Raw genomic sequence first — 25,256 nt, 5'->3', positions numbered from 1 at the left:
AACGCGGTTCAGCCGGGCCACCGGGGTCCGGCCACGAGGTGGGGAGACAGCGCCATGACACTGCCCGAACGGGAAATGGTGATCGACTGGGTCGGCAGGCCGGTCGTGGACCGCGACGGCAACGAGATCGGCACGGTGACGCACCTGCTGGCCGACGAGGACACCGGCCGGCCCGAGTGGCTGTACGCCGAGCACGCCGGCGCCACCGTCGTCGTCCCGCTCGTGGGCGCCACCGGCGACGGCGGGCGGGTGCAGGTGGCCGTCGAGCGCGGCCTGGTCGACGGCGCGCCACGCTACGGCGAGAGCCGCGAGCTGACCACCGACCAGGAGGAGGCGCTCTACCGGCACTACGGGATCCAGGCCACGACGGCGACCTCCGACACGCTGCTGCCCGCGGAGGGCGCCGAGCCGACCGCCACGACCTCCACGACCTCCACGACCACGACCGCCACGACGGCGGCCGACACGACCTCGACGGTCCCGACGCCCGCCGCGGCCCTGCCCACGGCCGACGAGGAGGCGCTGCCGCCGACTCCGCCGCCGCCCGTCGCCCAGCCCGGCGACCGCGACTTCGGCCGCGCGGACAGCACCGCGGGCGGTGGGGCCGGCGCCGGGCGGATCGCCGCCGTCGTGGCGGCGCTGCTGGGCGCCGGTGCGATCGGCTTCGCCACGGTGCGGCGCCGGCAGCAGCCGGCCGCCCGGCTCTCGCGCAGCGCGCGGCGGGCGAGGCGGAGCACCGGGCGCACCACGGCCGAGGCCGGCCGGAAGGCCGGCCGCAAGGCGAGGAAGGCCGGCCGCAAGGCGAGGAAGGCGGGCCGCCGGGCGCGCGCCGTCCCGGTCACGGGGCGGGCCCGGCTGCAGCAGGCGACGGCCGGGGTGGCACCGGCGGTGCTGAGCGCGACCCAGCAGGTGCGCGAGGCGGCCCGGGCGAGCGCCGCCGGCGTCGGTCCGGTCGTGCTGAACGCCACCCAGCAGGCGCGGGAGGCGGCCCGGACGAGCGCCGCCGGCGTCGGGCCGGCCGTGACCACCGCCGCCCACCAGGTCCTCGACGTCACCCGCAGCAGCACGGCGGCGGCCGGGCCGGCCGCCGCGAACGTCGCGGCGCAGGTCCTCGGGGCCACCCGCAGAGGAGCCCTCGCGGCCGCTCCCCTGGTGGCGACCACGGGCGCGGCGCTGCGGCAGGTGGCCGACGAGGGCGCCGGCGTGGCGCGTCAGGCGCTCGCGGCCGGAGGTGAGCTGGCCGCCACGGCGGTGTCGCGGGCCGCCGAGGCCGGGGCCGAGCTCGGGCAGACCGGGCTGCGGGCGGCGATGCGGGCCGAGCGCGCCGTCGGGTCGGTGCCCGAGGAGGTCGCCGAGGCCGGTCACCGGTTGAAGAAGAAGGGCAAGCGACTGGTGCGGCTGACCGCGTTCGGGCTGGGCGCGGGCACGGGCTACGTGGTGGGCGCCGGCTACGGCGACTACGAGCAGATCCAGCGCGCCGCCGGCCGGGTCACCGGCCGCGTCACCGGCCAGGCCTGACCGCAGCCGGCCGGGTGCCCGCTCCGCGCGGGCACCCGGCCGGCTCGTCGGTCAGCGGCCGCCGCCGCCGATCATCGGGTCGTCGCCGTCGCCGCGCACCGTGCGCTCGACGCCCTCCGTCGATGTCGTGCTGGTGTAACCCTCGGCGTCGGACTCCGGGACGAGCACGTCGTCGCGCACCACCGCGTCCGGCGGCGGCTGGTCGACGACGGTGACCTCCTGCGGCTGGACGACGCCCTCGGGCCGCTGCTCCGGTGCGGGCGCGGGCTGGGACCGCTGCTCGCCCGACGACGACGACGTCGCCGCGGCGGCCGCGGCGGCCGCGACCCCGGCGACGGCCGCCGCCGCACCGGCGACGACCTTGCCGGACACACCTGCCTTGCCGCTGTCGCCGTGGGACTGGAAGGCGGTCTCGGTGGTCGGGGTGCCGACGTCGAGGTCCTCGTTGATCGACCCGCGCCACGCGCCACTGGCGTAGCCCTGGCTCTCGACCAGGTTCTTGAACCGCTCGAGGTCGGACCGCACCTGCCGCTCGACGATGCCGAGCTTGTCGCCGACCTGCTCGACGACGCCCTCGGGCTCGTACTCCAGCTCCAGGTACACGATCGTCGAGGTGGCCCCGGCGGGCTCGAACCGGACGGCGCCGGCGTTGGTCGCGCCCTCCGTGGCGGCCCAGGCGACCTTCTGGTCGGGCACCTGCTCGAGGACCGCGGCCTCCCACTGCCGGCGGACACCGGCGATCTCCGCGACCCAGTGCAGGCGCCGGTCGTCGAGCTGGCGGACCTCCTTCACCCCGCCCATGAAGTGGGGGAAGTCCTCGAACTGGGTCCACTGGTCGTAGGCCGTGCGCACCGGTACGTCGACCTGGATCGACTTCTCCACCTTGGTGGTCATCGCTCGCCTCCTCAGTCGCAGGACGGACGGGACGTGCGTTACCCCTGGTCGGAGTGCACAACCACCTGCCGGGCTCTCGTGCGGCGGGTGGGACGGGTGGGGCTGCCGCCTCCCGGCCCGGACCCGCCCGGCCGATGAGGGGGACATGCGCGCCAGCCACGTCGCCACCGCCCTCGCCGCCTTCACCGCCGGGGTCACCGCCGCCTCGGCCCTGCACCGCCGCGCCGGCCGCCCGGTCCCGGCTCCCGCCGTCCCCGTCGCCGCCGAGCCCGCCCCGGTCGCCGCGCCGGACGCCGTCGTCCTCCCCTTCCCCCGCCCGGCGCTGGTCGTCGAGCAGCCCGCGCGGCCGGCCGGCCCGGCCCGCTGCGGCGACAGCGGCGGGGTCACCAAGGCCGGTGCGCCGTGCGCCGCCCGGGCCACCGACGGCGGCCGCTGCCGCCACCACCGGCTGGCCGCCTGACAACGGTCGGCCCTCAGCGGTAGACAGGGGCGTGGGCGCGCGCCGGGGAGCCGAGGTGCTCGACCGGCGCGCGCTCAACCGCGCCACCCTCGCCCGCCAGCTGCTGCTGCGGCGCGACGGGCGGGACGCGTTCGACGCCGTCGACCACCTCGTCGGCCTGCAGGCGCAGGAGCCGCAGGAGCCCTACGTCGGGTTGTGGTCGCGGCTGGCCGCGTTCACGCCGGGCCCGCTCGCCGAGCTCCTGCTCGGGCGCCGGGTCGTCCGCACGCAGCTCATGCGCCGCACGCTGCACCTGGTCACCGCCGAGGACTGCCTGCACCTGCGGCCGGTGCACGGGTCGATGCTGGTCGCGCGCATGACCGGGGTGCTCGGGCGCCGACTGCCGGGTGTCGACCTCGACGAGCTGGCCGCCGCCGGGGAGCCGCTGTTCGAGCAGGAGCCGCGGCTGCTGCCGGAGGTCGGCCGGCTCCTGGCCGAGCGGTGGCCCGACCCGCTGCCCCGCGACCTCGGCGACGCGCTGTCGAGCCTGGTGCCGCTGGTGCAGACACCGCCGCGCGGGCTGTGGCGGCAGCAGGCCCCGGCCCGCAACACGACGGTGCGCGCCTGGCTGGGGCGCGACCTCGCTGACGGGCCGTACGACGACGTCCTCGACGCACTGGTGCTGCGGTACCTGCGGGCGTACGGGCCCGCGTCGAGCGCCGACCTGCGCGCCTGGTGCGGGCTCAGCGGGCTGCCGGCGGTGGTGGCCCGGCTGCGGCCGCAACTGCGGTCGCTCCGCGACGAGCGGGGGCGGGAGCTGCTCGACGTCCTCGACGCGCCGCTGCCCGACGGCGACCTCCCCGCCCCGGTGCGCTTCCTCCCGGCGTTCGACAACGCCGTCCTCGGCTACGACGACCGATCGCGGGTGATCGCCGACGAGCACCGCGGTCTCAGCGTCGCCGGGGCCCGCGTGGTGCTGGCCGACGGCTTCGTGGCGGCCACCTGGACGAGTGCCGACCGCGACGACGGCGGCGTCGCGGTGGCGGTCGCGCCGCTGCGCCCGCTCACCGCCGCGGAACGGACCGAGGTCGAGGCGGAGGGCAGCGCGCTGGCCGCCTTCCTCGGCGACGGGGTCCCCGGCGCGGTCACGGTCACCTCGCCGGGCTGAGCACCACCCGCGCGGTGGCTTCCGCGCTCGCGACCGGGAGGCCAGGCTGGACGCGTGCCCAGCGAACTGCGACTGACGACGACGCTCGAGCCCCGTGGGCCGGCCGCGGCGATCGTCCTCACCGACGAGCAGGTGGCCGGCCTCGGCGCCGGCCGCACGTTCCCCGTCCGGCTCACGATCGGCCCGGTGACCGTCGAGGGTCGGCTCGCGCGGATGGGCGGCGAGAACCTCGTCGGGCTGAGCCGGGAGCGGCGCAGCGCCCTCGGCGTCGAGGCCGGTGACACCGTCGACGTGCTGATCACCGTCGACACCGCCGAGCGCACCGTGGAGGTGCCGCCCGACCTGGCCGGGGCGCTCGCGGCGGCGGGCGTGCGGGACGCCTTCGACCGGCTGGCGCCCAGCCACCGCAAGGAGCACGTGCGGTCGGTGGTCGAGGCCAAGAAGCCCGAGACCCGGGCCCGCCGGGTCACCGCCGTCGTGACCGCCGTCTCCGGCTGAGCCGCCCGGCGCCCGGTTTGACGGGAGCCGGGCGCTCGGCGATGGTCGCTCCCGGTCGTCCCGCCGCGAGATGAGGTGCCGTGGAAACCGACGTGGTCATCGAGGTCCCCAAGGGCTCGCGGAACAGGTACGAGTACGACCAGCGGCTCGGCCGGATCCGGCTGCGCCGCACCCTGTTCACCGCCACCGGCTACCCCGGCGACTACGGGTTCGTCCCGGACACCCTGGCCGAGGACGGCGACCCGATCGACGCGCTGCTGCTCCTCGGCGAGCCGACCTTCCCCGGCTGCCTGGTCCGCGCCCGGGTCATCGCCGTCTTCTGGGTCAACGACGAGCGCGGCCCCGACGCCAAGCTGTTGTGCGTGCCGGCGCACGACCCGCGGATGACACACCTGCAGGAGCTCGAGGACGTCCCCATCCACCAGATCGCCGAGATCTGGCACTTCTTCGAGATCTACGAGGCACTGGCACCGGAGAAGTCGGCGACGACCCGCGGGTGGGAGCGCCGGGCCCAGGCCATCGCGGCGCTGGAGGACGCCCAGCGCCGGTTCGCCGAGCAGGCCGGCGCCGCCGCCGGGTGACGCCGGGCCGGCCGACGTCACCCGGCCCGGCGGGTCAGGCGCGCCGCGCGGTCAGCAGCAGGTACTCCCACTCCATCGCCGTCCCGGTCCCGCGGTCGTACCGCTCGGCCAGCGCGGCGAGGTCGCGGTCGAGGGCCGCGGTCCGCTCGGGGTCACCCGCGACGTTGCGGTAGGTCGCGATCGTCGGCCCGTAGACCGACTTCCACCAGTCCCGCCAGGCCTCGGGCGTCTCCCAGCCGGCGACCGTCACGGTCTTCCGGCGCGCGACGACGTCGGTGACCCGGTCGCCCAGCAGGTCCCGCACGTGCTGCTCGTCGCCCCACAGCGGCGGCGGCTGGGCGCCGGGGGGCGGCGGGGGCGCGTAGGGCCGCATCGTGCGGAACATCTCGCCGACGAAGCCCTCCGGCGTCCAGCTGACCAGGCCGATCCGGCCGCCGGGACGGCAGACGCGCACCAGCTCGTCGGCGGCCTGCTGGTGGTGCGGCGCGAACATCACCCCGACGCAGGACAGGACGACGTCGAAGCTCGCGTCGGCGTAGGGCAGCGCCTCGGCGTCGCCCTCCTCCCAGGCCAGCTCCACGCCCTGGCGGGCCGCCGCCTCCCGTCCGGCCGCGAACAGCTCCGGCGTGAGGTCGGAGGCCACGACCTCCGCGCCGGTCAGGGCGGCGGGGATCGCGACGTTGCCGGTCCCCGCGGCGACGTCGAGCACCCGGTCGCCGCGGCCGACCCCGGCCGCGTCGACCAGGACGCGCCCCAGTTCGGGGATGAGGTCCCGGGCCACGGCGGGGTAGTCGCCCAGTGCCCACATCGCGCGGTGCCGGGTCTTCAGGGCGCGGTCGGCGGTGGTCGCGTCGACGGTGTCGGTCATCGGTCTGCTCCTCGTGGTCGTGCGGGTCGTCCCGCGCGACGACCGTCGTCCCACCGCGTTGCAGGCCGGCTGCACCCGGGATGCAGCGGTCATGCACGACCGGACGGGACCCGGCCGGCCGCGACCCGGCCGAGCGCCGCCCGCGCGTGCGCGACGGCGGCGGCCTCGACCGCCCGCACGTCGGCGGCGACCGGCACGTCCGGTCCGGGCGGGCCGAGCGGCGAGGGCTTGCCGGCGGCCAGGAGGTGGCCGTGGAGGACGGCGGCGTCCGCCGTCGCGTCGGCCCGGTGCAGCAGCCGGGCGACGTAGCGCAGGTTGAGCCACTGCTGGGTGGCGTCACCGACCCGGTCCCAGTGCGCGAGGACGGCGTCCAGCGCCCGCGCGGCCACCGCCGGGTCGCCGTGCACCGCACGCGTGGCCGCCGCCTCCATCATCGCGATGCCCTGCCACCAGAAGTTGCGCACGGCCGCGGCGAGCTCCTCCGCCTGGTCGAAGAGCGCCAGCGCGCGGTCGGGGTCGGACTTCTTCAGCACCAGCCCGAGCGCGTAGCGGGCCATCGACTGCGCCGTCGGGTTGGCCGTCGCCTCCGCGACGTCGAGGCTCTCCCGCGCGGCGGCCAGCCCGCGCTCCGGACGGCGGTCGACCGCGTGGCAGACGGCGACGTAGTACAGCGTCCACACCAGCCGGATGCGGTCGCCGTCGGCGCGGGCCCGCTCGGCCTCTGCCGTGTAGTGCGCGAGCGCGGCGCCGACGTCGCCCTCGTAGAGCGCCACGTCGGCGAGCACGTCCCCGGGGTAGGCGATGCGCGCGGTGCCGGGCGGGGGTCTGCGGTCGCCGGCGAGGCGCGCCGTCCCGACGGCGTGCGGGAAGTCGCCGCGGTTCCACGCGCCGCGGGCGGCGGCGCCGACGGCGGCCGGGTATCCCGGGTGGCCGGGGTCGACCACCGGCAGCAGCTGCTCGGCCCAGGCGTAGGCCTCGTACCCCACCCGCAGGTGCACCAGCTCCGGCACGGCCGTCACCAGCCGCAGCGCCAGGTCCCACTCGCGGTCGGCCGCCGCCCGGGTGAAGGCGGTGCGCAGGTCGTCGTAGACGCCGAGCGCCTCCTCCGCCCACGCCCGCTCGTCCGGACCCTGCAGTCCCCGGCCGGCCCGCTCGGCGAGCTCCACGAGGTAGACGACGTGCCGCCGGGCCAGCCCGGGCGCCTCGCCGGCGGCCTCGGTGCGCCTCCGGCCGTAGGCGCGCAGGGTCTCCAGCAGGCGGTAGCGGCTGTGCACGCCGCTGCGGGCCTCCACCATCGAGCGGTCGACGAGCCGGGTCAGCCGGTCGAGGACGTCGTCCTCGGTCGCCTCGGGGTCGACGACGCGGTGCACCGCGCGCAGGTCGGGCGCCCCGGCGAACACCGACATGCCGCGGAAGAGCCGTTGCTCCGGCTCGGGGAGCAGCCGGTAGGACCACTCGATCGCGGCCACCAGGCTCTGGTGCCGCGGCACGGGCCCGCGCCCGCCGCCCAGCAGCGGGGCGCCGTCGAGCCGGCGGGCCACCTCTGCCGGGCTCATGACCCGCATCCGGGCCGCGGCCAGCTCGATGCCCAGCGGCAGGCCGTCGAGCCGGGCGCAGATGGCCGCCACGGCGTCGGCGGCCGCGGGGTCGAGGCGGAAGTCCGGCGTCGCCGCCCGGGCCCGCTGCACGAACAGCGCGGTGGCGTCCTCCAGCGGCAGCGGCGGCACCGGCCACACCTGCTCGCCCTCGACGCCGAGCGGCTCCCGGCTGGTGGCGAGGACCACCACCCGGGGACAGTGCTGCACGATCTCGGCGACGAGCGCGGCCGCGTGCGGCAGCACGTGCTCGCAGTTGTCCACGACCAGCAGCAGCGCGCGCCCGCGCAGGTACTCCAGGACGGTCTGCTCGATGGACAGGCCCGACCGCTGCCGGATGCCCAGGGCGGCGGAGACCGCGTCGCCCACCGGGCTGCCCTCGGGGAGAGCGGCGAGCTCGCACAGCCACACCCCGTCGGCGAACCGGGTCCGGTCCCGGGCCGCGACCTCGACCGCCAGCCGGGACTTCCCCGCTCCCCCGACGCCGGTCAGGGTCACCAGCGGCCCGGCCCGCAGCGCGGCCAGCACCCGCTCGACCTCACGCTCCCGGCCGACGAAGCCGCTCGCCCGCCGCGGGAGGTTGCCCGGCGACGGCGTCGCGGCGAGGGCGGGGTCGTGGACGAGGATCCTCCGGTACAGCTCCCGCGCCGGTGCGGCGGGCTCGACGCCCAACTCCTCGTCGAGGCGGGTCCGCAGCTCGTGGAAGGCGGCGAGCGCATCGGCCTGGCGGCCGGTGGCGTACCGCGCCCGCATGAGGGTCACCGCGGGCCGCTCCCAGGACGGGTGGGCACGCACCAGCGCCTCGAGCTCGGGCAGCGCCTCGGCCGGGCGGCCGAGCTCCACCAGCGCGTCGGCCCGGTCGGCGGCGGCGGCCGTGCGCAGCTCCGTCAGCCGCGCGACCTCGGGCGCGGCGAACTCCTCGTCGGCGAACTCGGCCAGCGCGTCGCCCCGCCACAGGCCGAGGGCCGCGTCGAGGTCGGCCAGCGCCCGCCCGTGGTCCCCCGCCGCGGCGGCGGCCCGGGCGCTGCGGACCCGCTGCTCGAACTCGGCGGCGTCCAGGGTCGCGTCCTCGAGCGACAGGCTGTACCCCGGCGGCTGGTGCCGCAGCGGCGCGGCGGTCCCGAGGACGCCGCGCAGCCGGGAGACGTAGGCGCGCAGGGCGGTCAGGGCGCCGTCGGGCGGGGTGTCCCCCCAGACGGCGGCGACCAGCCGGTCGGCGGGCACCACGTCTCCGCGGGCGACGAGCAGGACCGCCAGCAGGGTGCGCGGCTTGTGCCCGCCGACGGCGAGCGGCCCGGCACCGTCCTCGACCCGGAGCGGCCCCAGCACCGAGAAGCGGACGTGCGCTGGTGCTGTCATCGCCGCCTCGCCTGCCAGCGGGTCGCCACGGGCGCGGCCGACCCTAGCGGCGGCCCGCGGCGCAGGGCCAGCGTGATCCGCCGGGCGGCGCCCCGGTCAGCCCGCCGCGGCGGCCAGCGTCGGCAGGTTGCCCATCGCGGCGACGGCCTGCTCCCGGTAGCGGGCGAGGACGGCCTGCCGGTGCTCGTCGTCCCGGTCGACACCGGCCACGATCTTGCCGAACCCGTCGAGCCGGGTGCCGCGGATCCACCGGCGCAGCTCGCGGTCCTGCGACCAGTGGAACTGGTTCCACATCGTCGTCAGCACCGCGCCCGCGTAGTCGTCGAGCGTGTGCGGGAAGGCCACCGGCCCGCAGAGCCGGTTCTTGTACTCCTCGTCGTCGTGGTGTGCCTCGACCCAGGCGGTCAGCGCCGCGCTGAAGGCCGGCTGGGGCAGCCGCAGCATCTGCACGACGATGCGGTCGCCCTGGAAGACCGGCTGCACCGGGCGGCGCCGGACGGCCGAGGCGGTGCAGTCGACGAACAGGGTGCCGGGCGCGACGGCGACCTCGCCGTCGTCGAGGACCATCCGGCCGGGCTCCAGGGCACGCACCCGTCCGAGGCGGACCACGTCGCGGATCCGGCGCAGCACCTCCACCTCACCGGGCGCCACCGTGGCCAGGTGGAACATGCCCGGCGTGCGCTCGCGGTCGACGCGGGTCAGCGCGCCGCAGGCCTCCAGCCGCAGGAACAGGTCCTCGGTGGAGGTGGCCCTGGCGAAGGCCGCCATCTGGTCGGCCTGCCCGCCGATCACCTCGTCGAAGAACTCCGGCGCGGGCTGGGTGGTCACCCGGTTGATCAGCCAGGAGTCGCGCGGCACGACCCAGGTGATCGAGTCGGGGTCGGCACCGGCCTGGACCAGCCACACGCAGGTGTCCATCGCGGTCTTGCCGGCCCCCAGCACGGTGAAGCGAACCGGCGGCGGCGCCTGGTCGGTCCACAGGCCCGGCAGCGCGTTGGGCGGCACCACCCGCACGCCGGGTGCCACCCCGAAGGACGGCGTGTGGGTGGAGGGCACCGCCGGGCTGTTGTAGGTGGCGTCGACGACCCTGCGGCGCACCCGCACCTGCGTGACGGCGCCGGACAGCAGCGAGCGGAACCGGCCCTCCCCCTCGTACTCGCACATCGGGTGGTAGGCCACCTGTCCACTGGGCACGAGGCGGGCGTTGACCACCCGGTCGTAGTAGCCGCTGATCTCCGGTCCCGAGGCCAGCTCGTAGAGCCCGGCGTTCAGGCCGGCGGTGTCCTTGCGCCCGCTGCCGAGCTCCATCGAGCCGACGCCGTAGAAGGCCGAGGGCTGGTGCAGCGTGACGAAGGGGTAGGCGTCGTTCCAGTGGCCGCCGGGCTTGCCGTGCCGGTCGACGATCGTGACGTGCGCGTCGGACTCCTCGACCAGCGTGTCGGCGAAGGCCAGGCCCGTGGCGCCCGCGCCGATCACGAGGTAGTCGGTGTCGATGACCGAGGGCTGCATGGCGGACACGGTATAACAGTGTCATGACACTGTCATCCGGTTCGTGGCCGGAGCCACCGGACGCCGACCGGCGCACCCGCGTGGTCGAGATCGCCGCCCGGCTGCTCGCCGAGGAGGGGCCGCACGGGCTGTCGCTGCGCCGCCTCGCCACCGCCGCGGGCGGCTCGACGCAGCTGGTCTACACGCTGTTCGGCGGCAAGCCCGGCCTCGCCGACGCCCTCTACGCCGAGGGCTTCCGCCGGCTCGGCGACGCCGTCCGCGCGGCCCTGGCGGCCGACCCGGCACCGGCCGGCGACCCGGCGCGGCTGCTCACGCTGGCGGGCGCCTACCGCCGGTTCGCCGCCGCCGAGCCGGCCTTCTTCTCGGTGATGTTCGGCCCGGTGATCCCCGGGTTCGTCCCGAGCCGGGCGACCCGGACCCTCAGCCGGGAGCGGTCCTTCGGCCAGGTCCTCACCGTGGCGCAGGAGTGCCTCGACGCCGGGACCCTGCGCGCTCCCGGCGCGCTCGCCCTGGCCCAGGCGTGCTGGACGGCGACCCACGGCGTCGCCGCGCTCCGGCACGCCGGGCTCCTGGAGGGCGACCCCGACGACCTCGGCGACGCCCTGGTGCGGACGGTGGTGGACGCCCACCGGCCCTGAGCGATGAGCCCGGGGCCACCGCGCGGTCTCCCCTCCCGGCGGCACGGCGCCGCCGGTGAGGGAGGTGGGCGCGGTGGAGATGAAGCTGGAACTGGTGCCGGTCCCGGTCGCCGACGTCGACCGGGCGAAGGCCTTCTACGTCGAGCGGCTCGGCTTCGTCGAGGACGTCGACGTCACGCCCGCCGAGGGCGTACGGGTGGTGCAGCTGACCCCGCCGGGCTCGGCCTGCTCGATCGGCATGGGCACCGGGCTGCCGGCCTACGACGACGTCGCGCCGGGCTCGGTCCGGGGCCTGCACCTGGTGGTCGCCGACATCGAGCGCGCCCGGGCCGACCTCGTGGCCCGCGGCACGGACGTCGGCGAGGTGGTCGACGTCGGGGGCGGGGTCAGGTACGCGTGGATCACCGACCCCGACGGCAACACCCTGACCCTGCAGGAGATGGCCTGGCGGACCGGCGAGGCCTTCTGAGGGCGCGTGTGGCCGGGACCCCGGGCGGGCCCCGGCCACACGGCCGGTCGGGTCAGGTCACGGCGTGCCGGCGCGCTCGCCCTCGTCGACGGGGATCTCGTCGATGACCACGTCCTCGTCGGGCCGGCCCGGCGAGGTGCCCTGCGGCGCCGGACGGGTCGGGGCCACCTGGCCGTCGGGGTAGGCCAGGGCCTTCCCGAACAGGGTCAGGTAGGCGATCCGGTAGACGTCGACGTTGTCGAACCGGTCGGCGAGCCGCTCGTCGACGACGTCGGCGGCCAGTCCGTCGGCCCGGGTGACCACCCCGCCGGTCAGGTCGGCCGTGCTGGCCCAGGCGACGCCGAAGGCGAGCTCCTGGCCGAACTGGTCGGGCTCGGTGACGAACGGCGCGGTCCCCCGGCCGTAGCGCCCGTCCAGCTCGTTCTGCGGGGCCTCGGGCTCCTCGACGCCCACCGACTCGCTGCCGGGGTTGACGTCGACCGACCCGACGGCGTCCGGGACCTCCTCGTCGACGTTGTACGCGGAGGCCTGGATGCCGCCCGCCGTGCCGTCGGCCGCGGTGAGGACCGTGGTCGCCGGGTCCCGGTCGAGGAACTCCTGGGCGACGCCGATCACCTCGTCGGCCCAGCGGGCCTCGACCAGGGTGCCGATCGCGTTGTCGGCGTTGGCCATGTTGTCGGTGCCCTCGACCTCCCACACCGTGGCGAAGGACCGGCCGGCCTCCTCGCTGTGCGCCTCGAGGACGGTGGTGGCCAGCGCCGCCATCTCCGGCGCCGTCGGCGGCCGGTACCCCGGCGTGCCGGGCTCGGAGCCGTAGAGGACCAGGTTGGTCTCCTTGGCGTCCTCCGGGACGCTGGGGTCGACCAGCCCGGCGTCGACCAGCTCCTCCTCGGAGACGGCGTTGAAGACGTCCTGGCTGGCGAACAGCGCCAGGACCTTCAGGTCGGCCGGGTCGGCGTCCCCGGACTCGACGGCCTCGGCCAGCGCCTCGAACTCCGCGCGGGTCCGGACCACCGTGTAGCCCTCGTCGACGGCGGCCCGGGCCAGGTTGAGGCCGTCGGTGCGCAGCCCGCCGGTGGCCGAGGGGCCGTCGTCGTCGAGGGTGTCGCCGGGAGCGCGGTGCACCACGCAGGTCGTCGGGATCGTGGCGACCGGGTCGCCGTCGCCGGCCAGGGCCGCGTCGATCTCCTCCTGCGAGCAGACCGGCGTGCCCTCGGGGAAGAACAGGTCCTCGCCGCCGCCCATGACCACCACGGGGTCTTGGTCGGCGTCGTCGAAGCCGGGCCGGCCCTGGACGAGCTGGCGGGCGATCTCCAGCGCGGAGGCGTCGGTCCGCTCGGTCACCTCGGTGAGGAACGCGGCCGTGCCGGGCTCGGCGACGTCGCCGTCGTTGACCACGCCGATCGGGTGCCCGGCGTTGCCGGCCTCGCGCAGCCAGCTCCCGGCGTACCCGGACAGGGCGTTGACCGTCCGCGGCTCCTCGGCGTCCCCGCCGAGCACGTCCTCGGCGCCGGAGTCGGTGCCGAAGGAGTCCGGCGCGTCCACCTTGAACCCGAAGGCGTGCGTGGTCGCGCCGCCGTTCGAGGAGGTGGTGAGGATGTCCGACGCGTGCCCGCGGTAGGGCACCGCCGCGGGCAGCCGGTCCCAGTTGCTCGTGGCGTCCGGGCCGTACCAGTAGGCGCGGGCCACTTCCCACAGGGCGGCGTCGGCGCCGTCCGGGTGGATGAAGATCATGTTGCCGGTCCCGTCCGACGGCCCGCGGCCGTCCGTGGCGTTCGCCCCGGACGGTGCGACGACGGCCGCACCGACGACGGGCAGGGCGAGAGCCGCCGCCCAGTGCCTTCTGCGCATGCGAGAGGTCCTCCGTTGCTCGGCCGGCGGCGGCTGCCACCGGTCCCGCGGGACCCTCCGTCAGCGAGCGGCACGGCAGGTGTCGGGAGAGGCCATCCAGACGGCGTCCGGGTGAACACGGGGTGCGCCTGCCGCGTCGTCACGGAGCACCACCGGTGCCTGACCGTGCGTCAGCCCGCCCGTCCCGGTCCTCCGCCGCCCGGCCGCGTCAGGGCCCGGGTGAACCGGGCGGGACGGCAACCCCGCAGGTCGGCCTCGTCGACGGCGGTCACGATCTCCGCAGCTGCCAGTCGGCCGACGACGGGAGCGAGCGTCACCGCGGAGTGCATCACCGCCAGGTACAGCCCCCCGGCGCCGGGGAGGGGACCGACGACCGGTTCCCCGTCGGCCGGCATCGGGCGCCACCCGATCCGCACGCTCAGCACACGCACGCCGTCGGCACCGGAGAACGCCGAGGTGACGCGGTCCAGCGTGCGCCGTCCGACCCGGGCCAGGTCCGCGTGCGTGACCTCGCCGTCGTACCCGACGGCGGCGAGGAGCGTCCCGTCGGCGGCGTGACGGACCTCCACCTCCGGGGCGGCCACCAGGGTCCGGACCACGGCCCGCGGGGCGGTGAACCGCACCAGCAGGGCCGGGGAGGGGGTCACCGGCACGTCGGCCCCCAGCGGCGCGCACAGCACCGGGACGTCCGCCCCGGTGGCCAGGACGACCGTGTCGGCCGGCAGGGCACCGGCCGAGGTGTCGACGCCGACCACCCGTCCGGACGCCCTGCGCACCGCGGTGACCGCCGTGCCCACGCGGACCTCGGCCCCGCGTCCCCGAGCCGCCTGCACGAGCGCCTCGGTGACGGCGACGGGGTCCACGGCGCCGTCACCGGGGACGTGCACCGCCCGGGCGGGTGGCCGGCGCAGACCGGGCTCGATCCCGGCCACCTCGGCGGCGGTCACCAGCCTCTGCTCTGCAGGATCGGGGAGTGCGGCGTCCGCGGCCGTGGTCCCCGACCACGACAGCGAACCGGTCCACCGGACGCGGACACCGGGGACCTCGGCCTCGAGCCGGCGGTACTCCCGCGTGGCAGCCCGCCGCAGGGCCGCTGCCGGTCCCGCTCCGATCCCTGACGCACCGATCCACGCGAACGACTCCGCCGTCGCGCCGGACCCGGGCAGCGCCTTGTCCACGACGGTCACCGCGGCTCCCAGGCGGGCGGCGGAGAAGGCCACCGAGGCGCCGACGATCCCGGCACCCACCACGATCACGTCGGGCATCCGCGGACCTCCTCCGCGTCGGGTACCCCGCGGGGGGACCCACCACGTCGCCCCTCCGTCCGCGAAGTACCCGCTCCAGGCCGTTTGCGGACAGTCCTGTCGCGATACCTCTACGGGCAGGCCGTTCCGACTCGGCGACCCCGAGGACGACGGTCCGCAGGCCGGGGCGACCGCGGGCGTCCACGTCGACACGACGACGACAGCCGCGGGAGCCGACTCGAGACGACTGGAGACTCGCGATGGGCAAGCTGTCAATGGCACTCGGCCTCGGTGTCGGGTACGTGCTCGGCACGCGCGCCGGGCGGGAGCGCTACGAGCAGATCGCACAGGCCGCGACCCGGTTCATGGGCCGGCCGGAGGTCCAGCAGACGCTGGAGAAGGCCAGGGACGCCGCTCCGCCGCAGCTGCAGAGCAGCATCGACAAGCTGACCGGACAGGCCTCCGGCGGCCAGGGCCCGGGTGGGCAGAGCTCGGGTACCCAGGGCGCCGGGAGCCAGGGCGCCGGGAGCCGGGGCACCGACGTCGGGACGGTCGGCACCGGGACCACCGTCGATCCGGTCGTCCCCCTCGAGGCCGACGTCGTTGTGCCGCCCTCCCCGCCGGTGGGCGGCGCGGGTGACCCCGGGCTGACCGACCCCACGCTGCCGGACCCGCTGGTCCCGCCGGCCAAGTCGGACGGCTCCCCCGGCCGCCCCTGACCGCCGTTCCGCCGGTGCGGGTGGGCGACGCCCCGCCCGCACCGGCGCACCGTCACGCCGGCCGGCGCCGGACGGCCCACCAGCCGTACGCGCCGGTCCCGACGACCACGGTGAGCATCGCCGCGTAGGCCCACTGCACCGGGTCGCCCCGCATCACGTCCTGGTACCGGAGCAGGACCGCCCACTGGAAGGCGCCGAAGGCCGCGTACGCGATGGCCGGGACCCGCAGCCGGCGGAGGTCCCCTTCCCGGATCACCAGTCCGGCGCCGAGTCCCAGCGCGATCAGCCAGGCACCCAGCACCTGGGCGCTGAGCGGGGTCACGGGCCAGGGCCAGAACTCCGCCATCGGCTCGGTCCCGTGGTGGACGGTCGTGCCGAGAGCGAAGAGGACCGCGCCGACGGTGCCGAGCACCAGGCCCTGCGCGGCGAGCACCCCGCGCAGCCAGGCCGGCATCGGGCTGCGGACGGGGCCGGGTCCTCGGCGTCCCAGCTGCCGGACCAGGACGGCGAGGCCGCACACCGGCACCGTCAGGTACACCGCCACCCAGACCCAGGCCGCCGCCCGGGCCACGGGGTCCGCGGCGGTGAGGTGCAGCTTGTGCGCGTGCCAGTACGTCGCCGCGAGGGTCAGGACCGTGAACGCGGTGACCGTCGCCACCGCGACGCGGACCTGCTCCCACGAGCGCTGGCGCAGGGACAGCACCGACAGGACGAAGCCGGCGGCGTACGCGCCGCCCAGGAAGGCGACGGTCGGCTGCTGCTGGATGGTCCACGCCCAGTGCTGCTCGGTCTCGTCGCCGTGGACCAGCAGCTGGTGGGTCGCCAGCGCGGTGAGGAGGGCGAAGGCGGCCAGCAGGAGCTGGGGACCGGCCCCGAGGGAGCCCTCCCCCGGCGTGGGGCGACCGCCCTGCTCGTGCAGCACGCGCTCGGCGTCGATCGGTCGCACGGTGCCGGTCATCTGTCCGGTCCGTGTCGAAGTGCGGAGGTCCGTCTCATGCGACGACGGTGCGCCCGGATCGTTGCAGGCCCGCTGCAATCCGGCTGGAGCGTCGCGCAACCCGGCTGTCACACCCGGAGCGCGGCCGGTGTCTCCATCTCGTAGCCACCGACGACTGGAGGAGACATGGCCAGCACCACGCGGGTCCCCCCGACCGAGATCACCGGCCTGTACGGGAGCCTGCTCAAGACGTTCAGCCGCAGGCTGTTCGGCCAGGTGCCGGAGGGCGCCGCGGTGATGTGGCACCACCCGGCCGTGCTCAAGGACTCGATGTCCTTCGGGCGCAGGGTCGACTCGTGGGACCGGCTGGACCCGCACCTGGCGACGTTCGCGGCGATGGCCACCGCCGGCGTCGTCGGCTGCGGCTTCTGCCTCGACCTGCACTACTTCCTGACCCACGACCGCGGCCTCGACGAGGCCAAGGCGCGGGAGGTGCCGCGTTGGCGCGAGTCCACCGTCTTCACCCCGCTCGAGCGGCGGGTGATGGAGTACGCGGAGGCCATGAGCCAGACCCCACCGGCCGTGACCGACGAGATGTCGGCCGCCCTGCTGGACGAGCTGGGGCCCGCTGCGCTGGTGGAGCTGACCGCCAGGATCGGCTTCATGAACTCCAGCGCGCGCGGCAACGTGGCACTCGGCATCCGGTCACAGGAGTTCTCGGCGTCCTGCGGCCTGCCGCCCCTGGCCGCCCCGGCGGCGGACGGCGTGGCGCCGGCGTGACCCAGGACCCGTTCGTCGCCCACCGCGGCCTGCTGTTCACCGTCGCCTACGAGATGCTCGGGTCGGCCGCCGACGCCGACGACGTCGTGCAGGAGACGTGGCTGCGGTGGGCGGAGGCCGACCGGGCCGCGGTGCGCGACCCGCGGGCGTACCTGGTGCGGATCGTCACCCGCCAGGCGCTCAACCGGCTGCGCACCGTGGCCCGCCGGCGGGAGGACTACGTCGGCGAGTGGCTGCCCGAGCCGCTGCTGACCGCTCCGGACGTCGCCGAGGACGTCGAGCTGGCGGAGAGCGTGTCGATCGCCATGCTCACCGTGCTCGAGACGCTCGGGCCGGTCGAGCGCGCGGTCCTGGTGCTGCACGAGGTGTTCGCCGTGCCCTACGACGAGATCGCCGTGGCGGTGGGCAGGTCGGCCGCCGCGGTGCGGCAGATCGCCCACCGGGCGCGCGAGCACGTGGCCGCGCGCCGCCCGCGGATGGAGGTGAGCCGCGCCGAGCAGCAGCAGGTCGTGGACCGGTTCCTCGCGGCGCTGACCGGGGGCGACGTCCAGGGGCTGCTGGACGTGCTGGCACCCGACGTCGTGGCCGTCGCCGACAGCGGCGGCCTCGCGCCCGCGGCCCGGCGCCCGATCGCGGGCCGGCAGCGGGTGGCCGCGGCCCTGTCCCACTTCGCGCGGCTGGTGCCTCCTGTGGAGATCACCACCCCGCTGGTCAACGGGGCGGTCGCCGCCCGGATCGACCCGGGCGGCGAGTTCGACACGGCGATCACCTTCGTCGTCGACGACGGCCGGATCACGCGCATGTACGCGATGCGCAACCCGCACAAGCTCGGCCGGCTGGACGAGGTCGCCGACCTGCGGCGATGAGGCCCCTCGGCCGTCCCCTTCCACGATCGGGTCCCGGTCCGTGCGACGCTCGCACGGACATCCCGTGCGCCCGGGACGCACCCGTCCGGATCGGGGAGGGACATGGCGTTCATCCTCGGGGTCTTCGACCTGCTCGCGTACGCGATACCCGGCTCGCTCTACCTGACGACGTTCGCGTACGTGGCTCACCGCGCCGGCTGGATCGACGTCCCGAGCCTGCTCGGCGTCCCGTCGGTGCTGCTGCTCGTCGGCGTGGCCGTGCTGGCCTTCCTGGTCGGGGTGGCGTCCTCGCCCCTCGGGAGCTGGATCGACCGGCTCAACCCCTCCGGCTCGATCGGCCTGCCCCAGGGAGCCAGGGAGGAGTTCCTCCGGCGCAATCCCGTGGCGGCCTCGCGGAGGTTCCTGCACCTGGACCCGTTCACCCTCCTCGCCGCACTCGAGGCGGACGACAGCGAGGCCGCCGCAGAGGTCTCCCGGTTGCGGGCCACCGGCCAGATGCTCAGCCGCTCGGTGCCCGCCCTCGTGCTGGGCGCCGTGACGGCGTGCGTGGAGATCGCCACCGGCGAACTGCGGCTGTTCGCCGGGCTGACCGCCCTCGTCCTGGCACTGGTCGCGGCAGGGTGCCTGTACCAGTCCGCGGTCTTCCGCCGGTGGGCGGTCGTGCGGACGTACGAGTTGTCCTACTGGAACGACACGCTGGACGCGGGGCTCCCCGACAGGGAGCAGGACTCCGCCTCCTGATCGGGGCGCTCGGTCAGCCGTCGAAGCGGACCGGACGGCGCATCATCCGCTCCGCGTGAGGCACGTGCCCTCGGCGGCGACCAGGCTGGTGCGCCGGGCGGGACGGTCCTGCCGGGGAGGGAGCGGTGCCATGACCAGTGCCTTCCAGAGCCGACCGGAGGTCAACTGGCAGGCCGAGGCCCACGTCGGCGCCTACGGCTACGCCGAACGGCCCACCGGCTGGGCGGCGTGGATCATCTTCGCGGGCGTCCTGCTGGTGCTGAACGGCCTCTTCGCGGTGATGGAGGGCATCACCGCCCTGGTCAACGAGGACTTCTACGTGGTGCGACCGGAGGCGTTGCTCGTCGACGCGGACTACGCCGTCTGGGGCTGGGTGCACCTCGTCCTGGGCGTGGTGGGCATCGCCGTCGGCGCGGCTCTGATGCGCGGGAACCGCCTGGCGCGCGTGGTGGCGGTGGTGCTGGCCGCGGTCAGCGCGCTCGTGCACCTGGTCTTCCTGCCGGCCTACCCGTTCTGGTCGGCCATGGTGATCGCGTTCGACGTCCTCGTGATCTACGCCGTCACCGTGCACGGGGAGGAGGTCGCCTCGACCTGAGGCGGCGTGCCCCCGACACGTCGCCGCCCCGCCCCGGGGGTTTCACGACCAGGGCGGGGCGGGCTCGGGCCCCGTGGTACCACCGGTGCGCGCTCCCCAAACACCCGACCGAGGGCCTGCCGTGCCGTGGGTTCAGGTCCGCAGGGTCTGGCCCGGGAGCACGCGGTAGGCGGTGGCGAAGCGGCCGGGATTGGCGAAGCCCCACCGGGTCGCGATGGCCGCGACGGTGTCCCCGCGCGCCGGGTCGGCGCGTTGCAGGTCGCGGCGCGCGAGTTCGAGCCGTACCCGACGCCGGTACCCGAGCGGTGTCGTGCCGAGGTGCCGGCGGAACCCGTACTGCAGGGCGCGGGCGCTCGTGCCGGCCGCCGCCGCGATCTCGCTCAGCGGGAGCGGCAGGTGGGCGTGCGCGTCGATGTGCGCCACCGCGCGGCGGACCGTCGCCGGCGTGACGGTGCCCGGGCCCAGCACGTGCTGACGGGTCATGGTCGTGTTCGGGAAGGTGTGCAGCGCACCGGTGGCGACGGTGCGCGCCATCTCCTCCGCGAGCAGCGGCGAGTTCAGTGGTGACACCGGGTCCATCAGCGCTCCGGTGACGAGACCGAGCAGTGACCTCCAGTACCGGTGCATCGACGCCGAGACCGGCGTGATGCCGTGGAACCGCGCCTCCGCTGCGGGCACCCCTGTCGTCTCCTCGGCGACCCGTCCGACCCGGTCGGCCGGCAGCCTCAGCGCGGTCACGTCGAAGCCGCGCATGGCGAACTCGATCGGGACCCCGAGCGGGTAGAACGCGACGTCCCCGGCGGACGCGGTGGTCCCGGCACCGGGACTGCCCACCTGCACGCTGCCGGCGTGCACGCCGAAGAACACGTAGTCCTGAAGCCCTCGGTGCTGGTGCCGGCGTAGTCGATGGAGGTGCGCACCCGGTCGGCACCGGACACGGGTGTGTCGTGGGTCAGCGCCGAGAACCGCGCACCGTTCCTGATCGGCGCAAACCGCGACCTGGTGTCGGCGTACACCTGCCGGATGAAGGCGGTGACCTCGGCTTCGTCGTGGGACGAGAACGACGATCGCCGGACGAGGTCAGGCCGTGTCTGCGGCGCCGGCACACTGCCTCCCGAGGCGCGGCGGCGAGGGGCGGCTGCTGACCCGACGGACAGATCACGCAGCCAGGGGCCGCCGGACGAAGCGCCGGCCCGGGACCTCCTGGTCAGCGCACCGGCGGTGTGTGACCGTGACCGGGCGTCCGGTGGAACCCGGGGTCCACCGAGAACGTAGTTCGGGCGGGTCAAGCGGCGGCCCGCCCGAGCTCCTCGTCCCGCCGGGTCGCCGGTCAGACGTTGAAGCGGAACTCCACGACGTCGCCGTCGGCCATGACGTAGTCCTTGCCCTCGATGCGCACCCAGCCGCGGGACCTGGCCTCCGCCATGGAGCCGGCCTCCATCAGCTGGTCGTAGGACACGACCTCGGCCTTGATGAAGCCGCGCTGGAAGTCGGTGTGGATGACGCCGGCGGCCTGCGGCGCGGTGGCGCCGACGGGGATGGTCCAGGCCCGCGCCTCCTTCGGGCCCGCCGTCAGGTAGGTCTGCAGCCCCAGCGTGCGGAAGCCGACCTTCGCGAGCTGGTCGAGGCCCGGCTCGCTCTGGCCGATCGACTCCAGCAGCTCCGCGGCCTCCTCGGCGGGCAGCTCGACGAGCTCGGACTCGGTCTTGGCGTCGAGCAGGATCGCCTCGGCCGGCGCCACCAGCTCCCGCAGCTCCGCGATGAGCGACTCGTTGGCCAGCTCGTCGGCGTCGACGTTGAAGACGTACAGGAACGGCTTGGTGGTCAGCAGCGTTAGCTCGCGCAGCGGCGCGGGGTCGACGCCGGCGGCGAAGAGCGTCTGCCCGGTGTTGAGCACCTCGACGGCGGCCTGGGCCGCGGACAGCAGCGCCGCGCGCTCCTTGTCCTTGCGCGCCTCCTTCTCCAGCCGCGGGATCGCCTTCTCCAGCGTCTGCAGGTCGGCGAGGACGAGCTCGGTGTTGATCGTCTCGATGTCGTCGCGTGGGGAGACCTTGCCCTCCACGTGCACCACGTCGGGGTCGGTGAACACGCGGATCACCTGGCAGATGGCGTCGCTCTCGCGGATGTTGGCGAGGAACTTGTTGCCCAGCCCCTGCCCCTCGCTGGCGCCGCGCACGATGCCGGCGATGTCGACGAACGACACCGTCGCCGGCACGACCTTCTGCGAGGAGAACAGCTCCGCCAGCCGGCCCAGCCGCTCGTCGGGCACTCCGACGACGCCGACGTTCGGCTCGATCGTGGCGAAGGGGTAGTTGGCCGCCAGGACGTCGTTCTTGGTCAGCGCGTTGAACAGCGTCGACTTGCCGACGTTGGGCAGCCCGACGATCCCGATGGTGAGACTCACGCGTACTTCCTCGCTTCGCTCGTCGTCCGCGTTCGTCGGACTGCTGTGCCTACCGCCGAGCTCGCACGCTCGCTCGGGCAGGTCCAGCCTACGGGCCGCGGCGCGCCCGGTCCGGATGCCCGCCGGTCCGCGCGGACCCCGTGCGAGGCTCCTCACACCCCGAGCCCCTGGAGGTCCCGTGTCCCAGGCCACGACGACGACGTCGCGGCACGCCCCCGCTCCCCTCCCGGCGCACGCCCGGGTGGTCGTCGTCGGCAGCGGGTTCTCCGGCATCGGCACCGCCGTCGCGCTGCGGCGGGCCGGCATCGACGATCTCGTCGTCCTCGAGCGCGCCGACGGGCTCGGCGGCACCTGGCGGGACAACACCTACCCCGGCGCGGCGTGCGACGTCCCGAGCCACCTCTACTCGTTCTCCTTCGCGCCGAAGAAGGACTGGTCGCACGTCTACTCGCGGCAGGCCGAGATCCGCGGGTACCTCGAGCAGGTCGCCGCCGAGCACGGCGTCCTCCCCCACCTGCACTGCGGCACCGACGTCGTCGCCGGGCGGTGGGACGACGACGCGCTGCTGTGGCGGCTGGAGACCACGCGCGGCAGCCTCACCGCCGACGTGCTGGTCAGCGGCGCCGGGTGCCTGGTGCAGCCGCACCTGCCCGAGGTCCCTGGCATCGAGACGTTCCGCGGCCCGGCGTTCCACTCCGCCCGCTGGGACCACTCGGTCGACCTCGCCGGCAAGCGGGTCGCCGTCGTGGGCACCGGCGCCTCGGCCGCGCAGTTCGTGCCCGAGCTGCAGAAGACCGCGGCGCGGGTCGTGGTCGTCCAGCGGACGCCGCCGTGGGTGATCCCGCGGGCCGACCGCGCCTACACCGAGCGCGAGCACCGGCTGCAGGCCGTCGTGCCGGGCTTCCTGCGGCTGGCCCGCGGCCTGCAGTACCTGAACAGGGAGGCCCGGCTGCGCGCGTTCATCGGCGGCGGCCGGCTGCGGTCGCTGTTCGAGAAGCAGTCGCTCGCCTTCCTGGAGCGGCAGGTCCCGGACCCCGAGCTGCGCGCCAGGCTCACACCGGACTACGCCATCGGCTGCAAGCGGGTGATCGTCAGCGACGACTACCTGCCGGCGCTGACCCGGCCGAACGTGCAGGTGGTCGCGTCCCCGGTGACCGAGGTCCGCCCGCACTCCGTCGTCGCCGCCGACGGCACCGAGCACGAGGTCGACGTGATCGTCTACGGCACCGGGTTCCGGGTGATGGACATCCCGCTGGCCCACCGGCTCACCGGCCGCGAGGGCCGCACGCTGCAGGAGGAGTGGGACCGCTCCGGCGTCCAGGCCCACCGCGGCACGACCGTGGCCGGCTTCCCCAACCTGTTCCTGCTGTTCGGCCCGAACACCGTGCTCGGCCACACCTCCGTCGTCCTGATGATCGAGGCGCAGATCCGCTACGTCGTCGCGGCGCTCCGGACGATGCGGGAGGCCGGCGCCGATGTCCTGGAGGTGCGCCGGTCGGCGCAGGAGGCCTACGACGCCCGGCTGCAGACCGAGCTCACCGACACCGTGTGGAACGCCGGTGGCTGCCGGTCCTGGTACCGCGACGAGCAGGGGCGCAACTTCACCCTCTGGCCCACCCACACCGTGACCTTCATGCGCCAGATGCGGCGCTTCGACGCCGAGTCGTACGAGCTGCGCGCCGGTTGGCGCGCCGCCGTCCCCGCCTGACCTCCCGGGAGCCCGCCGCCATGCGCACGTCCACCACCGCCGCCGGTCTCGGCCTCCTCGCCGCCGGGGCCGTCCTGGCCCGCCGCCGTCGCGCCACGCGGCCGCCCGCGCCCGAGCCCGCTCCCCCACCGCTGGGCCGCGTCCGCACGGTGACCACCGAGGACGGCGTCGACCTGCACGTCGAGGAGTTCGGCGCGGAGCAGCCCACCGCGACGGTCGTCCTCGCCCACGGGTGGGTGCAGTCCTCCCGGCTGTGGGCCGGGCAGGTGCGCGACCTGCTGGAGACGCGTCCCGACCTGCGGGTGGTCACCTACGACCACCGTGGCCACGGCGCCTCGGGCCCGACGCCGCGGGACCGGGCCACGATCGAGCAGCTCGGCCGCGACCTGGCGCGGGTGCTCGAGGAGGTCGCCCCCGACGGGCCGGTGGTGCTCGGCGGCCACTCGATGGGCGGCATGACGCTCATGGCCCTGGCCGAGCAGCGTCCCGAGCTGTTCGGCGACCGCGTCGTCGGGGCGGCGTTCGTGGGCACCAGCGCCGGTGAGCTCGACGCGGTGACCTTCGGGCTGCCGCGGCCGGTGGCGAGGGTCGTGCGGCGGCTGCTCCCCGCGCTCAGCGAGCGGGCGGTCCGGGCCGAGCAGGCCGGCCGGCCCAGCGCCGTCGGCCCGCTCGACATGAAGCTGATCTTCGGAGCGGCCGCCGACCCCGCGGACGTCCGGGCGGCGATGGAGGTGCACCGCGCCTGCTCCGCCGAGACGGTGGCCGCCTTCATGCCCACGCTCTCCGAGCACGACCGCGCGCAGGCCCTCGAGGCGCTGGCGGAGGTCCCGACGCTGGTGGCCGTCGGGGACGCCGACCGGCTGTGCCCGGTGGAGCACAGCCGGACGCTCGCGGCGGCGCTGCCGACGGCGGAGCTGGCCGTCTACCCGGGCGCCGGGCACATGGTGCAGATGGAGCGCCGTCCGGAGGTGAGTCGACGGCTGCTCGACCTCGTCGACCGGGCGCTCGCCGCGGCCCCTGCGCCGGTGACGTCGTGACGGGGCCCGTGGACCTGGCCGCGGTCCTGGCCACCATCGACCGGCCGTGGTCGCCGCGCACCGTGGCCGTGCTCAACGACTACGACCTCCGCGTCGTGCACACCCGCGGCGAGTTCACCCGGCACAGCCACCCCGAGACCGACGAGGTGTTCCTCGTGCTCTCCGGTTCGCTCACCATCCGCATGGACGACGGCGACGTCACCCTCGGCCCCGGCCAGCTGTACGTGGTGCCGAGGGGGACGCCGCACCAGCCGTACTCGCCGGAGGGCGCGCAGGTGCTGCTGGTGGAGCCGAGCGCGACGGTGAACACCGGCGACACCCCGAGCGAGCTCACCGCCGAGCGCCGGGTGGCCGAGCCGTAGGGGGTCAGGCGGCGGGAGCCAGCGGTGCGGGGACGGTGATCTCGGTGCCGTCGGGGCGCCAGGTGCGCCACCGGCCTTCGGGTTGCCGTTCGACGCGGAAGCCGTGGTGGACCTGGGTGTGGTGCCGCTCGCACAGCAGCGCGCTGTTGGCCAGGCTGGTCTCGCCGCCGTCGATCCAGTGCACCAGGTGGTGCACGTCCGCCCAGCGACTCGGCGCGTCACAGCCGGCGAAGACACAGCCCCCGTCGCGCAGCTCGACCGCGCGGCGCAGCTGCCGGCTGACCAGCCGCCGGCTGCGCCCGAGGTCCAGGGGCACCCCGTCGGGGCCGAACACCACCCGGGAGATCGCCCCGTCGCAGGCCAGCCACCGGGCCCGGGCGGCGGAGATCGTCGCCCCGAACCCCATCATCCCGGCGCCCGGGCCGGTGGCGGGGTCGGCCAGGTCGTCGAGGTCCACCCGCACCGCGATGTGCGGC

25 protein-coding genes are annotated in these 25,256 nt (G+C 75.7%); 15 read left to right on the top strand and 10 right to left on the bottom strand.

The genetic code is table 11. The features are described from left to right. Positions 1-54 precede the first annotated feature (54 nt). Complete coding sequence (locus ACI79V_RS20065; protein ID WP_456892080.1) at positions 55-1,518, top strand: PRC-barrel domain-containing protein; 1,464 nt, start codon at positions 55-57, stop codon at positions 1,516-1,518. A gap of 51 nt (positions 1,519-1,569) precedes the next feature. Here ACI79V_RS20065 and ACI79V_RS20060 read toward each other — a convergent pair whose 3' ends face one another. Next, positions 1,570-2,412: an SRPBCC family protein gene (locus tag ACI79V_RS20060; protein ID WP_456892078.1), complete on the bottom strand. Its 843-nt coding sequence runs from the start codon at positions 2,410-2,412 to the stop codon at positions 1,570-1,572. Positions 2,413-2,557: 145 nt separating this feature from the next. On the opposite strand from ACI79V_RS20060, the gene ACI79V_RS20055 reads away from it, so the two are divergent. The 4 genes from ACI79V_RS20055 (at position 2,558) to ACI79V_RS20040 (ending at position 5,098) form a co-directional block, all read left to right on the top strand. Next, on the top strand, positions 2,558-2,872 hold the full coding sequence (locus tag ACI79V_RS20055) for a hypothetical protein (RefSeq protein ID WP_456892076.1): 315 nt from the start codon (positions 2,558-2,560) through the stop codon (positions 2,870-2,872). A 55-nt stretch (positions 2,873-2,927) separates the two neighbouring features. After that, the gene (locus ACI79V_RS20050; RefSeq protein WP_456892074.1) at positions 2,928-4,019 is read left to right on the top strand and encodes a winged helix DNA-binding domain-containing protein; all 1,092 of its coding nucleotides are present in this window, start codon (positions 2,928-2,930) and stop codon (positions 4,017-4,019) included. Positions 4,020-4,073: 54 nt separating this feature from the next. Then, positions 4,074-4,517, top strand: coding sequence for a YdeI/OmpD-associated family protein (locus ACI79V_RS20045; RefSeq protein WP_456892072.1), 444 nt, complete (start codon positions 4,074-4,076; stop codon positions 4,515-4,517). A gap of 80 nt (positions 4,518-4,597) precedes the next feature. Further along, a complete protein-coding gene (locus tag ACI79V_RS20040) occupies positions 4,598-5,098 on the top strand; it encodes an inorganic diphosphatase (protein ID WP_456876168.1) in 501 nt (166 codons plus the stop codon). A 34-nt stretch (positions 5,099-5,132) separates the two neighbouring features. Here ACI79V_RS20040 and ACI79V_RS20035 read toward each other — a convergent pair whose 3' ends face one another. The 3 genes from ACI79V_RS20035 to ACI79V_RS20025 all read right to left on the bottom strand — a co-directional run bounded on the left by ACI79V_RS20035 (position 5,133) and on the right by ACI79V_RS20025 (position 10,429). Next, positions 5,133-5,966 carry a class I SAM-dependent methyltransferase gene (locus ACI79V_RS20035; protein WP_456892070.1) on the bottom strand — a complete coding sequence of 278 codons (834 nt, stop codon included), beginning with the start codon at positions 5,964-5,966 and terminating at the stop codon, positions 5,133-5,135. 89 nt (positions 5,967-6,055) lie between these two features. Beyond that, complete coding sequence (locus ACI79V_RS20030; RefSeq protein ID WP_456892068.1) at positions 6,056-8,920, bottom strand: BTAD domain-containing putative transcriptional regulator; 2,865 nt, start codon at positions 8,918-8,920, stop codon at positions 6,056-6,058. Positions 8,921-9,016: 96 nt separating this feature from the next. Continuing rightward, entirely contained in the window at positions 9,017-10,429 is a 1,413-nt protein-coding gene (locus ACI79V_RS20025; protein WP_456892066.1) for an NAD(P)-binding protein, read from the bottom strand. A 23-nt stretch (positions 10,430-10,452) separates the two neighbouring features. Here ACI79V_RS20025 and ACI79V_RS20020 point away from each other — a divergent pair, with 23 nt between their 5' ends. Both ACI79V_RS20020 and ACI79V_RS20015 read left to right on the top strand, forming a co-directional pair. Beyond that, a complete protein-coding gene (locus ACI79V_RS20020) occupies positions 10,453-11,067 on the top strand; it encodes a TetR/AcrR family transcriptional regulator (protein WP_456892064.1) in 615 nt (204 codons plus the stop codon). A 79-nt stretch (positions 11,068-11,146) separates the two neighbouring features. Further along, a complete protein-coding gene (locus ACI79V_RS20015) occupies positions 11,147-11,536 on the top strand; it encodes a VOC family protein (protein WP_456876206.1) in 390 nt (129 codons plus the stop codon). Positions 11,537-11,593: 57 nt separating this feature from the next. Here the strand turns inward: ACI79V_RS20015 and ACI79V_RS20010 are convergent, their stop codons facing one another. Together ACI79V_RS20010 and ACI79V_RS20005 are read right to left on the bottom strand one after the other, a co-directional pair. After that, positions 11,594-13,387, bottom strand: coding sequence for an alkaline phosphatase (locus ACI79V_RS20010; RefSeq protein ID WP_456892062.1), 1,794 nt, complete (start codon positions 13,385-13,387; stop codon positions 11,594-11,596). Positions 13,388-13,557: 170 nt separating this feature from the next. Beyond that, positions 13,558-14,652: an NAD(P)/FAD-dependent oxidoreductase gene (locus tag ACI79V_RS20005; protein ID WP_456892060.1), complete on the bottom strand. Its 1,095-nt coding sequence runs from the start codon at positions 14,650-14,652 to the stop codon at positions 13,558-13,560. Between the two features lie 239 nt (positions 14,653-14,891). Between ACI79V_RS20005 and ACI79V_RS20000 the strand changes: the two genes are divergently transcribed. Next, positions 14,892-15,350, top strand: a complete 459-nt coding sequence (locus ACI79V_RS20000) for a hypothetical protein (protein WP_456892058.1) — start codon at positions 14,892-14,894, stop codon at positions 15,348-15,350. A 52-nt stretch (positions 15,351-15,402) separates the two neighbouring features. On the opposite strand, the gene ACI79V_RS19995 is transcribed toward ACI79V_RS20000, so the two are convergent. Then, positions 15,403-16,308, bottom strand: coding sequence for a hypothetical protein (locus ACI79V_RS19995; protein WP_456892056.1), 906 nt, complete (start codon positions 16,306-16,308; stop codon positions 15,403-15,405). 165 nt (positions 16,309-16,473) lie between these two features. On the opposite strand from ACI79V_RS19995, the gene ACI79V_RS19990 reads away from it, so the two are divergent. The 4 genes from ACI79V_RS19990 (at position 16,474) to ACI79V_RS19975 (ending at position 19,269) form a co-directional block, all read left to right on the top strand. After that, positions 16,474-17,067: a carboxymuconolactone decarboxylase family protein gene (locus ACI79V_RS19990; protein ID WP_456892054.1), complete on the top strand. Its 594-nt coding sequence runs from the start codon at positions 16,474-16,476 to the stop codon at positions 17,065-17,067. Then, on the top strand, positions 17,064-17,933 hold the full coding sequence (locus ACI79V_RS19985) for an RNA polymerase sigma-70 factor (protein WP_456876178.1): 870 nt from the start codon (positions 17,064-17,066) through the stop codon (positions 17,931-17,933). Before ACI79V_RS19990 ends, ACI79V_RS19985 begins: the two co-directional genes overlap by 4 nt. A 102-nt stretch (positions 17,934-18,035) precedes the next feature. Beyond that, complete coding sequence (locus ACI79V_RS19980; RefSeq protein WP_456892052.1) at positions 18,036-18,674, top strand: hypothetical protein; 639 nt, start codon at positions 18,036-18,038, stop codon at positions 18,672-18,674. Positions 18,675-18,804: 130 nt separating this feature from the next. Next, a complete protein-coding gene (locus ACI79V_RS19975) occupies positions 18,805-19,269 on the top strand; it encodes a DUF7144 family membrane protein (protein ID WP_456892050.1) in 465 nt (154 codons plus the stop codon). A gap of 132 nt (positions 19,270-19,401) precedes the next feature. Here the strand turns inward: ACI79V_RS19975 and ACI79V_RS19970 are convergent, their stop codons facing one another. Both ACI79V_RS19970 and ychF read right to left on the bottom strand, forming a co-directional pair. Further along, the gene (locus ACI79V_RS19970; protein ID WP_456892048.1) at positions 19,402-20,136 is read right to left on the bottom strand and encodes a helix-turn-helix domain-containing protein; all 735 of its coding nucleotides are present in this window, start codon (positions 20,134-20,136) and stop codon (positions 19,402-19,404) included. Between the two features lie 463 nt (positions 20,137-20,599). Continuing rightward, on the bottom strand, positions 20,600-21,673 hold the full coding sequence (gene ychF, locus ACI79V_RS19965; protein ID WP_456892046.1) for a redox-regulated ATPase YchF: 1,074 nt from the start codon (positions 21,671-21,673) through the stop codon (positions 20,600-20,602). Between the two features lie 178 nt (positions 21,674-21,851). On the opposite strand from ychF, the gene ACI79V_RS19960 reads away from it, so the two are divergent. From ACI79V_RS19960 to ACI79V_RS19950, 3 genes are read left to right on the top strand one after another with little or no spacing between them, the layout of a single operon-like run. After that, the gene (locus ACI79V_RS19960) at positions 21,852-23,381 is read left to right on the top strand and encodes a flavin-containing monooxygenase (RefSeq protein ID WP_456892044.1); all 1,530 of its coding nucleotides are present in this window, start codon (positions 21,852-21,854) and stop codon (positions 23,379-23,381) included. Between the two features lie 20 nt (positions 23,382-23,401). Continuing rightward, positions 23,402-24,418, top strand: coding sequence for an alpha/beta fold hydrolase (locus ACI79V_RS19955; RefSeq protein ID WP_456892042.1), 1,017 nt, complete (start codon positions 23,402-23,404; stop codon positions 24,416-24,418). Beyond that, positions 24,415-24,780 carry a cupin domain-containing protein gene (locus tag ACI79V_RS19950; protein WP_456892040.1) on the top strand — a complete coding sequence of 122 codons (366 nt, stop codon included), beginning with the start codon at positions 24,415-24,417 and terminating at the stop codon, positions 24,778-24,780. The genes ACI79V_RS19955 and ACI79V_RS19950 overlap by 4 nt, the downstream gene beginning before the upstream one ends. A 4-nt stretch (positions 24,781-24,784) precedes the next feature. Here the strand turns inward: ACI79V_RS19950 and ACI79V_RS19945 are convergent. Continuing rightward, positions 24,785-25,256: DUF222 domain-containing protein (locus ACI79V_RS19945; protein ID WP_456892038.1), on the bottom strand; the 472-nt coding region annotated here is incomplete at its 5' end.

This window comes from Geodermatophilus sp. SYSU D00700 (assembly GCF_054050255.1).
This window is presented reverse-complemented; position numbering and strand designations above follow the sequence as displayed.